Source organism: Vibrio sp. 10N.261.46.A3, assembly GCF_041472995.1.
In the GTDB taxonomy this organism is placed as follows: Bacteria; Pseudomonadota; Gammaproteobacteria; order Enterobacterales; family Vibrionaceae; genus Vibrio; species Vibrio coralliirubri.
The window spans coordinates 61,277-75,630 of sequence record NZ_JBFRRH010000059.1 but is presented as its reverse complement, the minus strand read 5'-3'; the positions used below and the strand labels follow the sequence as shown (position 1 = coordinate 75,630).

The following is a 14,354-nucleotide window of genomic DNA, read 5'->3' as shown; positions in this document are numbered from 1 at the left end:
ACAGGTTGGAGTCATGACCATGTATTGGATGCTTCAACTATTTTCGCTGACATATCCAAAAAGTCAGCCACTTGAACCGCCATCTCTTTATAGGGATAAGTCACATTAGTCGCGTGAATATTGCTTTCTTCCATTTGAGATGAATGCGCTCGAAAATCGAGTATATCTCCACTCTCTAATGGGCTTAATTGATAATCGAGCTCTATATTAAGTTGTTCCGCTAATAGGTTATGGAACTCGGGTGACTTGGATTTATCAATATTGGCACCAATAAGTCGACAATTAATCATTTCACTTCACCTTCTTCGGGATTTTATTTAAAGCTACCAGAATCACGTTATTCAACGCTAATCACTTTTATTCAACACCTATTCATTTTTTATTTTCTATGGCACCAACCCATATGGAATATCGCTTTTTCGTTGCCGTCATTGCAGCTCTCTATCTCAAAATCTTATACCTTCGAAATAAATTGAAATAGTCGAGAATAAGCCTTGGTCGTTATAGTTGTTAGCAACAAAAACAACAAAGGACTGCCGAGATGATTATCGACTGCCATGGACACTACACAACCACACCACCTCAGGTGGGCGACTACCGCGAAAGCCAAAAAGCGGCGCTAGCTGAAAACCCAAACCACATTGGTAGCAAAGGTTCAATTCACATTTCAGACGATGAGATTCGCGAAAGTATCGTAAATAATCAACTTCGTTTACAGAAAGAACGTGGTACGGATTTAACGATTTTCTCTCCTCGAGCAAGCTGGATGGGACATCACATCGGCAATGAGCACACGAGCCGCTTTTGGACAGAACATCAAAATGATCTTATTCGTCGTGTGTGCGACCTTTTCCCTCAAAACTTTGCACCGGTTGCTCAACTGCCGCAATCACCAGGCATTGACCCTTCAAAATCGGTTTCTGAGTTGGTTCGCTGTGTTGAAGAGATGGACTTCATCGGCTGTAACTTGAACCCAGATACAACAGGTGGCTTTTGGAAAGATGCCTCTTTGGGCGATCGTGCTTTCTACCCTCTGTATGAAAAACTGGTAGAGCTAGACGTACCCGCAATGATCCATGTAAGCGGCTCTTGTAACTCATGTCTGCACACCACAACTTCGTATTACTTGGGCGCAGACACGACGGCTTTCCAACAATTAATGACCTCTGACGTGTTCAAAGACTTCCCTGAGTTGAAAATCATCATCCCACACGGTGGTGGCGCAGTACCTTATCACTGGGGTCGTTTCCGCGGTATCGCGCAAGATATGGGATTGCCACCGCTTGAAGAAACCGTGTTGAACAATATCTACTTTGATACTTGCGTTTATCACCAGAAAGGCATCGACCTACTGCTTGATATCTTGCCAGCGAAGAACATCTTGTTCGCTTCAGAAATGATTGGCGCAGTGCGCGGTGTTGACCCAGAGACGGGCCACTACTATGACGACACGAAACGCTACATTGATGCCAGTGACAAGGTCACGGCCGAAGAGAAATCGATGATTTTTGAGGGCAACGCTCGTCGCGTATTCAGCCGACTAAAAACATCTTAATGCCACTCTGCCCATTTTAAGAATGGGCACTTCAAACAAACTTTCTCTAAAAAAAGAAGCATAAGCAAAGAGCAAAAGGAATTCATCATGAGTCAGAACATCGTTGTTCAACACATTAAACGTGCAGACAAAGAGATCATTGAAGGCTTACGCAAATGTGGCGTAGCAACCATTCATGAATCACAAGGTCGCCGTGGTTTATTGGCCGATTACATGCGCCCTATTTTTCAAGGTGACACCGTTGCAGGTTCAGCGCTAACAATCTCAGGAGCTGCTGGCGACAACTGGATGATGCACGTTGCCATCGAGCAAGCGAAAGCGGGGGACTTTTTGGTGTTCGCCCCTACTTCACCTTCAAACCACGGCTTCTTCGGTGATTTATTAGCAACGTCAGCACAAGCACGTGGTGTGGTTGGCTTAATTATTGAAGGCGGTGTTCGTGATACTCGTGACTTACGCGAAATGAATTTTCCTGTGTGGTCAAAAGCCGTATTTAGCCAAGGTACCATCAAAGAAACGCTAGGTTCAGTCAATGTTCCGATGACGTGTGCAGAAGAAATCATTAATCCTGGTGACATCATGGTCGCAGACGAAGACGGAGTGGTTGTGGTTCGCCGTGAAGAGGCTGAACAAGTACTGCATGCGTCACTAGAGCGTGTGGAGCGCGAAGAAGCTAAACGCGTTCGTCTAGCGAATGGTGAGCTTGGTCTAGACATCTATGACATGCGTGGTCGATTAGAAGAAAAAGGCCTGAAGTATGTCTAATCAAGCGCCATGCATGTGGATGAGAGCTGGCACCTCAAAAGGCGCCTACTTTCTGAAAGATGATTTACCTATCAACTCTTCTGAACGCGATGCATTTTTGCTGTCGGTGATGGGCTCGCCAGATGAACGCCAGATCGATGGTATAGGAGGGGCTGACCCTCTAACATCTAAGGTCGCGATCGTTGAACCATCGAGTCGAGAGCATGTAGACATCGACTACCTATTTCTACAAGTGTTTGTCGACCAAGCATTGGTTAGCAGCAAACAAAACTGTGGAAACATCCTTGCAGGGGTCGCTCCTTTTGCTATCGAGCGTGGGTTAGTTGAAGCCAAAGAAGGAACTACATCAGTTCGTATCTTCATGGAAAACACACAGCAAATCGCTACGGTAGAAGTTCAAACCCCAAACAAACAAGTGACCTATCAAGGCGACTGCCATATCGATGGCGTGCCCTCTTCATCAGCGCCAATTGCGGTAACTTTTGAAGATACTGCTGGCTCAACATGTGGTGCGTTAATTCCGTCAGGAAATGTTATTGATACAATTGACGGTATCGATGTCACTTTAATTGATAACGGAATGCCAGTTGTTGTGATGTGTGCGAAAGATCTCGGCATCACAGGTGACGAATCACGTGAACAACTCGACAATAACCAAGCTTTAAAACAGCGTTTGGAGTCTATACGGCTTCAAGCTGGTCCATTAATGAACCTTGGTGATGTTTCTGAGCTCTCTGTCCCTAAGATGTCTTTGGTCAGCGAGCCTCAATATGGCGGCGCAATCTCTACTCGCACATTCATCCCTCACCGTTGCCATGCGTCTATCGGTGTACTAGGCGCGGTTAGTGTTGCCAGTGCTTGCATACTCGATAACGCTCCAGCAAAACAACTTGCTCAAATCAACTCATCGAGCCAGGCAGAACAACTCGCTACACAAACTGAAACCAGCGTGAAAGTTGCTCTGGATGTAGAACATCCTATTGGAAAAATGAGTGTGGTTTTAGATATCAAAAACAACCAAGTTCAATCAGCTGCCATTCTTCGCACTGCGCGAAAACTGTTTGATGGCACAGTGTTTGGACACCAGTAATAACAAGGAAGAATAATGGACGCTGATTACCTACCGTTTCATCAAAACCCAAGTAAGCCTAAGTTTATCGCTCCGGCCGGTGCTGTCGACGCTCACTGCCATGTATTTGGCCCAGCGGCGCAATTCCCATATTCACCTAAGCGTAAATACACGCCTTGTGATGCTTCAAAAGAACAACTGTTCGCCTTACGCGATCACCTTGGCTTTAGTCGTAACGTGATTGTGCAGGCCTCTTGCCATAGCACCGACAACTCAGCATTGCTAGATGCCCTAGACAGCGCTGGTGAACTGGCACGCGGCGTGGCTTTCGTCGATGAAACTGTCACTGATGAAGAACTGCAAACCATGGACGCAGCAGGCGTGCGCGGTATCCGCTTTAACTTTGTAAAACGCTTAGTTGATACCACACCAAAAGACGTCCTTAAGAAAATTGCGGATCGCGTTCGACCTTTAGGTTGGCATATCGTGGTGTACTTTGAATCTCAAGACATCGACGACATTGCCCCTTTCCTCGACGAACTTGATATGACGGTTGTTGTAGACCACATGGGTCGACCAGACATCGCACAAGGTATTAATAGTGAAGCCTTTGCTAAGTTCATCCGCCTTATGGAAAACAACCCAAACATTTGGACAAAGGTCAGCTGCCCAGAGCGTCTAACATTAACACCACCAAACTATAGTGATGTTGTGCCTTATGCTAAAACCTTGGTCGAGCGATTCCCTACCCGCGTACTTTGGGGTACAGATTGGCCACACCCAAACATGAAATCACACACACCTGATGATGGACACTTGGTTGATGTGATTCCACAGATTGCTGAAACCGATGCCCTTCAACAAGCACTGCTTGTGACAAACCCAATGAAATTATACTGGCCAGAGAGTGAGTAACCGCAATGACTTATTTGAAAGATAAAGGAAATATCCCAGGCACCGTTTTGTTCGATGGATCAATGGCCATAAAAGGCTATGGCTTAAACAAGATGTGTTACACGCTAAATGGTCAGGCTGGTCGTGATGAATTCAAAGCCGACGAACAGGCATACTGTGACAAATTTGGACTGAGTGATGCTCAGAAAAAAGCAGTCCAAAAACGCGATGTATTGGCACTTCTAAACGAAGGCGGCAGTATCTACTACTTAGCGAAATTCGTTGGTATGTTGGGTTTAAACATGCAAGACATTGGCGCCATGCAAACAGGCATGAGCGTTGAAGAATTCAAACAAATGTTGGTTGAGGCAGGGAAATAATCATGGCTAGAGTTATTGGTGGTATCAGTACTTCACACATTCCTTCAATCGGGAAAGCGATTGAAAACAACCTTCAAGAAACAGAATATTGGCAGCCGTTTTTCAAAAACTTCCCGGGAATTCACGCTTGGTTAGAACAAGAGAAACCGGATGTTGCCGTTGTATTCTACAACGACCATGGCCTTGAGTTCTTCCTAGACAAGAAACCAACCTTTGCTATTGGTGCCGCTGCGAGCTACATGAACGCCGATGAAGGTTGGGGAATCCCTACAATTCCAGCGATTCCGGGTGATCCTGAATTTTCTTGGCACATTTGTAATCATCTAGTTGAGAGTGAGTTCGACATCACTATCTGCCAAGAGATGAAGGTAGATCACGGCCTAACAGTACCAATGCAGTTGATGTGGCCAAACAACAGCTACTCACACATGAAGGTGATTCCTGTTTGTTTGAACGTAGAGCAACACCCTATGCCGTCACCTAAACGCTGTTACAACCTAGGTAAAGCGATTGGTGAAGCTATCGACTCTTACGATAAAGATCTAAAAGTTGTGGTGTTAGGTACTGGCGGCCTATCCCACCAGCTAGATGGTGAACGTGCGGGCTATATCAACAAAGAGTTTGATCTGTACTGCATGGATAAGCTAATCAGCGACCCCGACGAGCTATCTAAACTGACGATTCACGATCTTATTGCCAATGGCGGTGCTCAAGGTCCTGAATTCATCATGTGGATGGGGATGCGTGGTGCCTTGAATGGTGAGTTAAATGTTCTACAAAGTGACTATCACGCACCCATTTCAAATACTGGCGCAGGTACTATGTTGATTGAAAATAAGTAGTTGCTCCCCGACTCTAAAACTTGATCGCTATTGAGCTTATTCAGCCTACTCTTTCATGAGTAGGCTTTTTTGTATCACGCAGACAACTTTAAGATCTCACTGGTAAACAATTCTCTTAGCCATCGGTTTACGATGTCGTCATTGCGGTTGCTGTGCCAATACACGCTCAATGATGGTGTAAGGTATTCAAATGGCACCTCTAACAGCTTTATTTTGTCTTTATCAAAATACGCGTCCGCGACCCCTTTAGGGAATGTTGCAATCCAATCACTGTTATAAATGGTGTCCGAAAAGTCAGCGATGGAGTTGAGCTTTCTCGCCACCTTTCTTTCGGAAAAGATCGGGCTGTGAAGCTCGGTTAACTGGTTTACTCGATAATTATCATGCGTCAACATCACGTGCTTTTCAGCTAAGTAGCGTTCTAAAGTTATCTGTTCTTCTATCTGCGAGTGGTTTTGGCTGCATACCACGCACAGTTCATCGCCCCAGATCTCTTGGCTCTGCAGTGTCGGGTGGGCATTAGTAAGGTCGACGACAAGGTCGATCTTCTTCTCTCGAATATCCGTTGCCATGTCTTCTTTGATGTTCACCACTTCGATAACGCAGTTGGGGGCTTCTTTTTGAATCCTGTCCAAGATACGAGGCAAGATCACGCTGCTTGAAATGCTCATCGCAGCAATTCTGAAGGTGTAATTACACTCTTTCGGGTCGAAATCGTGAGTTTCAGGGAGTGAGTGTGAAACCAGCTTGTGTGCTTGCTTGAAGATTGGATACAGGTCGTTCGCGACCGGCGTAGGCTCGAGTGTGTATGATTTTCTAACGAAGAGCAGATCTCGGTATTCGTCTCTAAGCTGCTTTAGGTGAGCACTGAGACTGGGTTGAGATATATTGAGCCTTTCTGCTGCGTACGTCAGGTTTCCTTCTTCATATATCGCGATAAAGTAATATATGAGGTTGAGGTTAAATCGTTTCATTCGAGCTCTTCAGGCAATCATGTAATTACATAAACGATAAAAATAATATCGTTTAAATGACTGTGAATTATCGCTCCCCATTCCCATATTTTAGTTATGGTTATGACAGAACATTGTTAAAACGCCAAAACAAAATAACACGAACTAGTACGGTAGTATTTAAGGAACAAGATCCAAATATCGGTAACAGTCTGGTTTTTATAAAGATATAGGTTTTCCTGATATCTAGTATAGGCATGGCGTTATATTAGAAGACGCTTGAGTTTGACATAATTATCGGTTCCTAAATATACACATATAGAAATAGAGAATGATGAACCGATTTGTAAAACCGATAATAATCTCAGCAAGCCTAGTGACTTTATTTGGCTGCGTAGGTAGCAACGCAGTAACAGGTAAACTAATGGAGTTTAACGTGAAAGCCGTTGATAACCGTTACGCTCGTGGTGGCCTAAACATGTTACTTGCCCCTGCTTACGGTATTACCGTTGCTGCCGATTACATCGTGTTTAACTCACTGGAATTTTGGACGGGTAAGAACCCAATCAACAAGAAGCCACACATCTTCGATTCTAAGGTTGATACTTACATTGATGTTAATGACCAACTGGATGACAGCCTAACAGAAGCGCCTATCGACCCATTGGCAAAGCATGTGATTGACCACAGTGAAATGAAAGTACTTAACCAAGATGAAATCGCAATTGAGCTAACCTACAACGACGGTACTCGCGCGACTCTAACGGGTCAACGTTTCGGCGATGAAGTTCATTACTCTATTGATAACCAAGTGATTGCAAAAACAAGCTTGGAAGAGATGCAGATGTACATTGCATCGGCTGAGCAGTCGTAAGCAACGTAGAATTAACTGATACACCCCCAATCAATTCAGTTAGTCAGTAACTATAAAAAAGAGAGGTTAGCTTAGTCGCTAACCTCTCTTTTTTTGTTTGTCGTTTTTGTTTTGGCTTATGGCGAATAACCGCTACTAATAAGCGAAATAAGGTGAGAAACGTTTCACGTTCAGCTGACGAGTCATATTACTCAGCTGCTCCTCTCGTATGTCTTGAAACTGATCCAATCGCTGGTAAATAGTGAAGTATCGATTGATGTTGGCGACGTATTTTACAGGCTCTTGGCTAATATTTTGTCTTGCGACCACTTCAACATGGTTAAACCATTTATTTGGGTTGTAACCTTGCTTGGCAGCAAGTACGCGCATTCGTCTGATCTTAGCTGGCCCAGCATTATAAGCGGCTAAGCTAAAATGAATCTTGTCGATATCCGAGATTTCCGGCAAATCAAAATATCGGTCATAGATAAAACGCAGATACTTGCTGCCCGCATGAATATTGCTTTCTAAGTCGTAAACATTATCAATATCGACATACCAATCTTTTGCGGTTTTAGGCATCACTTGCATAATCCCCACCGCACCACGATGCGATATTTTTGAGTTATCCAAGCCTGATTCTTGAAAAGCCATCGCTAACAAAATAAACCAATCGATCTCGAACTTTTCCCCATAAACCATGAACAGCTTTTCTAGCTTATCCCGCTCCTCGTTTTGCATTGGATTAGAGGCTCTATTCATCCATGACGTGCTTTCGAGATAACGATTGTCGATGACATTACCCAGCAATGTGCCCTGCTTTGAATCTTGCAAATATTGGTCGATTTTGGCTTTCAGTTGCGGGCTATTTTTGCGAATCGCCCAAGCAATATCGGCATTGTGCCTAAAGACAAGATTGCGATGAATTCTGATGTCTTGCTCTAAGTTTCCCCACAGTTCAAGCTTGTGACTATCCACGATGGTTGCGGTAATTTGTCCGCGTTTAATCAAATCGAGCAATTCGAGATCTTGGAGGTTGTCACTTAACAAATGGATATAGATGGGCGCTAAACCGTTCTTCTCTAGCTGTTTATTCACTGAGTGAACACTACTGATATAACTGGAGTTTTGCTTTAGCCAGACCTCTTTACCCTGTAACTGGGTGATGTCGTTAATCAAAGGTGTCGAACGGCTTGTCACTAGTAATTCATCAATGTCGCTACGAATGGGAATGCTGAAATCGACCAATTGCTCACGCTGTTTGGTCACTGTTAGGTTGGCGACGGCAATATCACCTTGCCCCTGATTCAAAGCATTGAGTAATTCACTCCGCTCAACCGGAATCACCTTAACGCGCAGTAAAGGGTCACGCAGCTTTAACTCTTGATCAAAGTAATAAATCTGTTCGGCAAGAATCCCTTTCGGCTTACCATTTTCAATATGATAGAACCCCATATCACCAGACACTAAAACACGCACAACGCCTTTTTCACGCAACGCAGAGAAGTCACCCACATAGGATTCGAGTGCGTTGTCGGGTATTTCAAAACCAAGAGTCGATTTGGAAATAAGTGAAAGAAAAACCAACACCTTCGATAAACGTGAAGCGCCATTAAAATTCGTCATATTCATTGTTCCTAATGCGTTTAAGCCAAAACCCTCAATAATGCTAGGTGTTGCATGTGAGCTATCGGGCTAGAAGCGATTCAACGTAAAGGAACATTTCTTAACGTTGTTCGATTGCAATCTACGTTGATGGACAGAGTACGTTGATGTGTAAAGTGCGTTTGATGTTCAGAGCAATCTGGTGAGCGTTGTGGATCGTTTATGCGTTGCTTTGATTCGTTACTTTTTATCAAGGGAGGCAAATTATACCGGAAACCATCAAGTCCGAAATAACGCAGTGGCTATAGTAGATATAAGGTGTTCCTATAGATCTCCCCCTCTAAAAGCACCATCAGAAGTCACTCTTCGCAGTCTCTAATAAATCCCCAAATAGACCAAACACCACTCAGCAGTTAATAATTTCATCATTAAGTTATTGATTGGTTTATAAATTCAGATATATCAAGCCAGCACTATTTTAATATTTTATAAATTGTTTAAATTGAGATCCTGTGCTGCACAACGAGGTAAAAATGGCTGCCTAACTTTTGAACACATTCACGTTACTGATAGGTTGATCCTTATAGGGCAAATGCTCTATTAATGATAAAAATTAAAATAAGGATTATTTATGAGACCATCTATTTCTATCAGTATGGTGCTTGCAACGACAGTGGTTGGCTTCCAGTCTTTTGCGCAAAATATTGAGACAACTGATTCATTAGGTATTGCAGAAAGTAGCGCAGCGCAAAAGCAATCTCTGGCGTTGCAAATCAGCGAGCGTTATTCCGAGCTTGAGCTTTCTTTAAAAGACCAGATAACAGAAAAGCAACTGTCTACACCGATAGACAAGCTTAACTCAGCCAAGCCCTACTCTGCATTTTCAAGTCGGATGCAGAAAGCGGATCTTGGTTATCGCAAGATGAAAGGGATCAACGACTTCAGCGACTCCGTGTTAGAGATTCGCATGGCTGATGAAGCGATGATCGAAGCTTGGAAGAATGGCGAAAACCCGCTGTTTGCATTTGAACCATCAGGTGATGATTCGAATTGGCAATACATTGAAGCGTATGACGTGTACGGACAGGTTCATGAACTAGATGTGTACCAAATGCCAGACGTCCCAGTGTTTGTGGTTGATAGTAACGGTGCGGAAGAGCTCAAAGCCGGCTTAATGGCAATGCAGGCTGAGATGCAGAAGCTAGGCACCACAACGCAGATCAATGCTGATATCGACTCTATCAAAGGCAGCAAGGCTCAAAAACAGACATTTTCTGCCAAAGCACATCGTTCGATGACCTTGTCGGAACCTGAGCCGTTGAATACCACACAATTAACCAAAATCCGTTTGGCTGTTGATCAAGAACCTTGGATCTCTGGCAAAGCGGAAATCTACGCTATCGTGACGGGTGTCGATTCAAGTCGTTTAGAGCCACAAATAGACCTCGTTGAGATGCCTTATCTGGATTACGACAAACAGACTTACTACCCAAATCAGACCGTCATCTTCTGGCCTCGTTACCGCTGGGGCGCTGCAGATATGATCTTAATGGAACACGATGATGGCACTGACTATAAAGCGCTAGCAAAACTCTTGGTTCAAGCCGCAGAAGAGATACTGAAGATGATTCCTGATCCAGAAGTTCAGGGGTACGCGATCATCCCTCAGATCACAGGCAAGATTATCGATGTGATTCCTGATGGCGTATTAGTGAATGATGATGACTTCGTGGATGTGTACTACACCTTAATGCAAAACACACCTTATGTAGATCGTCCGGGCGCAGGTGGGAATGCTGTCGCATCGTTTGCACCAGTCACGATTTCGCCAACAGAGTAAGTCATTTCTTATTGAGTTAGGGCTTAATCGCTAGGCCCTAACTCTTCATTATCGAAGCTAAGTAAAACACAAGAGACTTACTCAGAACCTAATTACAGGGAGTAATCAAACACAATGATGTCATCCAGTAACGGGCGAAACACATCTTTCAGCGCATCATGCTCAGGGTGCGGAAGGTAATTCTGACGGCCTTCTTCATCAGCAAATGTCATTAACACCGAGTGGGTATAACCTTGATTCTTGTTTTCAGGGCTGTCATTTAACCCCCACTCGACAGCAGTTACCCCTTCAACCTTGTTTGGCATCGCTTCAAACAACATCTTTAGTTTTTGAACCTCTGAAGCCTCTGCATTTTCTTTAAACTTAATCAGTAAAATATGACGAATCATTCCCGTTTCTTTTCGAGTCATTCCTAGTCCTTTTCGAATCGTTCGCTGCTCGTTTGTCATGCTCAACCAGCACCGAGTCGCGTTCTTAAGTTAGAGGAGAACAAAATGCCACACGTTACACAACATGCCAAGGCTAGAACACCAGAGTTTATAAAATAACCCAAATCCCCAAACAAAAATGCTGCACCCAAGGGCGCAGCATTTCTTATGACAATGGTAAGCACGTTTTAACGTTAATCACGACGACCTGTAAGCTGGATCGTTTGGTCTTGATCAACGCTCTTGTGGAATTTTATTCCGCCATTAGTGGCGTCATTTCTTCCTTCAAGTACTGGCTCAGATTCAACACGCTCAGCCTTTACTTGATTACCTTCGCTTCTCGTCATATCGAGAGTACTCGCATAAGTACCGTCAGCCGCGAAAGCCGTGTTCATAGATAAAGCCATCAATCCAAGTGCGATTAACTTGTTCATACATCACCTCGTTGTATTTCTAATTCTTTGTTCGTTTGGTATCTGTGTTTTTGTTGAAGTAACTTTAACAATCGAACATGAGCCATTCGAGGAAAAGCAAGATTTACCAAATGGAAAATCAAGGGATTAGCGAAGTTCTGACGCTGTGCTGTCTTATCCGTTTTGCACTGCCACTATGATATTAGAGTCACATAATTTCTGTACGCCAACCGCACAGAGATTGCTGCCTATAAAAGGAATCATTTGGAGAAAATGTGGACATCAATCTAGATATTCAAAATATCCTCGTTATCAAGCGTATGTATGAACTTCGCAATGTTGGGCTGGTTGCAGAGTCGCTTGGAAAAACCTCTGGGGCGATCAGCAAGAACCTCTCGAAGTTAAAGTTGCAGCTCGACGATCCACTGTTCATTCAAACCAAAAACGGTTTTGAACCCACGACTTTTGTTGAAACCAACATCGAAAATTTTGAGCAGATACTCAGCAGTATCGAAGCGATAAAGCATCAAGTATTTTCGCCAGAGACTTACCAAGGCAATATCAAAATCTACGCGAATACTCTGTTCTGGGAACGCTTTGGTTCGAAGCTCTTATTTGCTCTGACTAAAGCTGCACCGCATGCTCGCTATTCATTTCTTAGATGGGGAAGCAACGCGAGGAACAGGCTCATCGACGGTGAGGAGTCCATTGCAGTTCACTACTTTGATGAAACCTTGCCACAGTCGATATCTCAAAAGGCGTTCGGGGAAGGAAAAGTGGTTTTCTTCGTGAGAGACGATCATCCAGCGCAAGACTTTGAATCACTGGCCAACTATCCAATCGCTCTATTTAAAACACCAGGATGGAATGACAATAAATATCCGGTCCTTGAGCGTCTTAGAAATATCGGTTTTCACGTAAACCCAAGAGTGGAAGTCGACCACCCTGCGATGATTCACGATGTTATATTCAAATCCGACTATTTTGGTATCACTCTCAGTGGCAGCGTGCCAGAAGGCTGTCGCAGTATGGACTTGCCAGAACAATTGACCATAGATGTGAGCTATGTGATGAGCTGTCGCCGCTCGCAAAAAGACGCACCTTTGAATCAGTGGTTATTCCAAATGTTGAAATCTACCCTGAAAAACAAACAAGCGTAGTTCAGCTTTTAACGGGTTGAAGGCTTAACTGCCTAACTCCCCTACCATCCAAAAAAGAAAAGGCTCCCGAAGGAGCCTTTGATTATGTTTCTAGTGACTATTCGCTTATGTTTTTATTTTAAAATGCTTCTTCGAGCGTTTGTTCATTCTTTTTTTCTGTCTGTTTTTCAACGGTCTCTACCTCTTTCAAGCGCGCGGTAAAGTGTCTCAACACCGGTGGCTCGTAGGTAAAGTCAAGCCCTTTCACTTGTCCTGCATTCTCTTTCACTTTTTCAAATGCTTCGATGATGAAGTCCATGTGTGTTTGTGTGTAGGTAGCGCGAGGAATAGTAAGGCGCAATAACTCTGCAGGGCATGGATGTTGCTCTCCCGTGGCAGGATCGCGACCTTGCAGTAAGGAACCAATTTCAACAGCCCTAATACCCGCGACTTTGTACAGTTCACACGCCAAAGCATGTGCTGGGAACTGACCTGATGGAATGTGTGGAAGCAGTTTACCCGCATCGACAAACGCAGCATGACCACCCGCTTGTTGGCACACGATACCTATCGCTTCTAAGCCATCGACTAAGTACTGAACCTGACCAATACGATACTCTAACCAATCTTGGCGCATGCCGTCATAAAGGCCAACCGCAAGACGCTCCATCGCGCCACCTTCTAAGCCACCATAGGTTGGGAAGCCCTCTTGCACAACACACAAGGTTCGACACTCTGTGTACACATCCATGAAAGCGTCGTCTTTAAAGCACAACAAGCCGCCCATTTGTACCATGGCGTCTTTCTTGGCAGACATGGCTAAACCATCCGCGTATTTGTAAGACTCACGCGTGATCTGTTCGATTGTCCAATCCTGATAACCCGCTTCACGTTGTTGAATGAAGTAGGCATTTTCAGCGTAGCGTGCCGAGTCCATGATCACAGGAATATCGTACTTCTGTGCGATTTCATACACGGCTTTAAGGTTGGCAATAGACACTGGCTGCCCACCAGCAGAGTTACAGGTAATGGTACTTACGATGTAAGGAACATTGGCTGCGCCCGCTTCTAAGATCGCTTCTTCCAGCTTCACCACATCGAAGTTGCCTTTGAAATCCGCGTTCACTGAGGTATCAAACGCTTCTTTGGTATAAACGTTTTTGGCCACACAGCAATTCACTTGGGTGTGACCTTGTGTTGTATCGAAAAAGTAGTTCGACAGAGCGACCATTTTGCTTCGGTCGAGCCCTTTCTCCATTTCACGCTTCTTAATAAGAACCGGAATGTAGATCTGCTCGGCACCGCGTCCTTGGTGTGTTGGAATCGTCAACTCGTAACCGAAGATATCCTGAACAGCATTCGACAATGCGTAATAACTGCGGCTGCCACTGTAAGCTTCATCACCCATTAACATCGCGGCTTGCATGCGCTGAGTAATAGATCCTGTTCCGCTGTCTGTCAGTAAGTCGATAAACACATCGTCACTATCGAGCAAAAATGGGTTCATGCCCGCTTCGACAATGGCTTGTTCACGATAGGCACGAGTGGTTCTTTTTACTGGCTCTACAACGCGAATACGAAACGGTTCTGGTAGATGTTTGAAGTTTTCCATAATAAT

General features: G+C 44.3%; 15 protein-coding genes. 9 read left to right on the top strand and 6 right to left on the bottom strand.

Translation table 11 applies throughout. The annotated features are described in order from the left end of the window. Nucleotides 1-11 precede the first annotated feature (11 nt). Complete coding sequence (locus AB4484_RS14590; RefSeq protein WP_372078868.1) at nucleotides 12-290, bottom strand: hypothetical protein; 279 nt, start codon at nucleotides 288-290, stop codon at nucleotides 12-14. A gap of 251 nt (nucleotides 291-541) precedes the next feature. Between AB4484_RS14590 and AB4484_RS14585 the strand changes: the two genes are divergently transcribed. The 6 genes from AB4484_RS14585 to AB4484_RS14560 all read left to right on the top strand — a co-directional run bounded on the left by AB4484_RS14585 (nucleotide 542) and on the right by AB4484_RS14560 (nucleotide 5,505). Beyond that, nucleotides 542-1,555, top strand: coding sequence for an amidohydrolase family protein (locus AB4484_RS14585; RefSeq protein WP_050621175.1), 1,014 nt, complete (start codon nucleotides 542-544; stop codon nucleotides 1,553-1,555). An 87-nt stretch (nucleotides 1,556-1,642) separates the two neighbouring features. After that, entirely contained in the window at nucleotides 1,643-2,320 is a 678-nt protein-coding gene (locus AB4484_RS14580) for a 4-carboxy-4-hydroxy-2-oxoadipate aldolase/oxaloacetate decarboxylase (RefSeq protein WP_372078865.1), read from the top strand. Beyond that, complete coding sequence (locus AB4484_RS14575; RefSeq protein ID WP_050644736.1) at nucleotides 2,313-3,410, top strand: 4-oxalomesaconate tautomerase; 1,098 nt, start codon at nucleotides 2,313-2,315, stop codon at nucleotides 3,408-3,410. Before AB4484_RS14580 ends, AB4484_RS14575 begins: the two co-directional genes overlap by 8 nt. 15 nt (nucleotides 3,411-3,425) lie before the next feature. Then, nucleotides 3,426-4,304: an amidohydrolase family protein gene (locus AB4484_RS14570; RefSeq protein WP_050653377.1), complete on the top strand. Its 879-nt coding sequence runs from the start codon at nucleotides 3,426-3,428 to the stop codon at nucleotides 4,302-4,304. A 5-nt stretch (nucleotides 4,305-4,309) separates the two neighbouring features. Further along, entirely contained in the window at nucleotides 4,310-4,663 is a 354-nt protein-coding gene (locus tag AB4484_RS14565) for a protocatechuate 4,5-dioxygenase subunit alpha (RefSeq protein WP_372078862.1), read from the top strand. A gap of 2 nt (nucleotides 4,664-4,665) precedes the next feature. Next, nucleotides 4,666-5,505, top strand: a complete 840-nt coding sequence (locus AB4484_RS14560) for a class III extradiol dioxygenase family protein (RefSeq protein WP_050644737.1) — start codon at nucleotides 4,666-4,668, stop codon at nucleotides 5,503-5,505. Between the two features lie 74 nt (nucleotides 5,506-5,579). Here the strand turns inward: AB4484_RS14560 and AB4484_RS14555 are convergent, their stop codons facing one another. Then, a complete protein-coding gene (locus AB4484_RS14555; RefSeq protein WP_372078858.1) occupies nucleotides 5,580-6,479 on the bottom strand; it encodes a LysR family transcriptional regulator in 900 nt (299 codons plus the stop codon). 310 nt (nucleotides 6,480-6,789) lie between these two features. Here AB4484_RS14555 and AB4484_RS14550 point away from each other — a divergent pair, with 310 nt between their 5' ends. Continuing rightward, nucleotides 6,790-7,332, top strand: a complete 543-nt coding sequence (locus AB4484_RS14550; protein WP_061017778.1) for a DUF3332 family protein — start codon at nucleotides 6,790-6,792, stop codon at nucleotides 7,330-7,332. Nucleotides 7,333-7,467: 135 nt separating this feature from the next. Here AB4484_RS14550 and AB4484_RS14545 read toward each other — a convergent pair whose 3' ends face one another. After that, nucleotides 7,468-8,937: a transglycosylase SLT domain-containing protein gene (locus AB4484_RS14545; protein WP_372078856.1), complete on the bottom strand. Its 1,470-nt coding sequence runs from the start codon at nucleotides 8,935-8,937 to the stop codon at nucleotides 7,468-7,470. A gap of 610 nt (nucleotides 8,938-9,547) precedes the next feature. Here AB4484_RS14545 and AB4484_RS14540 point away from each other — a divergent pair. Further along, a complete protein-coding gene (locus AB4484_RS14540; RefSeq protein WP_372078854.1) occupies nucleotides 9,548-10,756 on the top strand; it encodes a DUF3103 domain-containing protein in 1,209 nt (402 codons plus the stop codon). 92 nt (nucleotides 10,757-10,848) lie between these two features. Here the strand turns inward: AB4484_RS14540 and AB4484_RS14535 are convergent, their stop codons facing one another. After that, complete coding sequence (locus tag AB4484_RS14535) at nucleotides 10,849-11,166, bottom strand: Dabb family protein (protein WP_372078852.1); 318 nt, start codon at nucleotides 11,164-11,166, stop codon at nucleotides 10,849-10,851. Between the two features lie 212 nt (nucleotides 11,167-11,378). Beyond that, complete coding sequence (locus tag AB4484_RS14530) at nucleotides 11,379-11,618, bottom strand: hypothetical protein (protein ID WP_050621184.1); 240 nt, start codon at nucleotides 11,616-11,618, stop codon at nucleotides 11,379-11,381. Between the two features lie 254 nt (nucleotides 11,619-11,872). Between AB4484_RS14530 and AB4484_RS14525 the strand changes: the two genes are divergently transcribed. Then, nucleotides 11,873-12,757: a LysR family transcriptional regulator gene (locus AB4484_RS14525; protein ID WP_050650652.1), complete on the top strand. Its 885-nt coding sequence runs from the start codon at nucleotides 11,873-11,875 to the stop codon at nucleotides 12,755-12,757. A 118-nt stretch (nucleotides 12,758-12,875) separates the two neighbouring features. Here the strand turns inward: AB4484_RS14525 and tnaA are convergent, their stop codons facing one another. Further along, complete coding sequence (gene tnaA, locus AB4484_RS14520) at nucleotides 12,876-14,348, bottom strand: tryptophanase (protein ID WP_372078850.1); 1,473 nt, start codon at nucleotides 14,346-14,348, stop codon at nucleotides 12,876-12,878. Nucleotides 14,349-14,354: the final 6 nt, after the last annotated feature.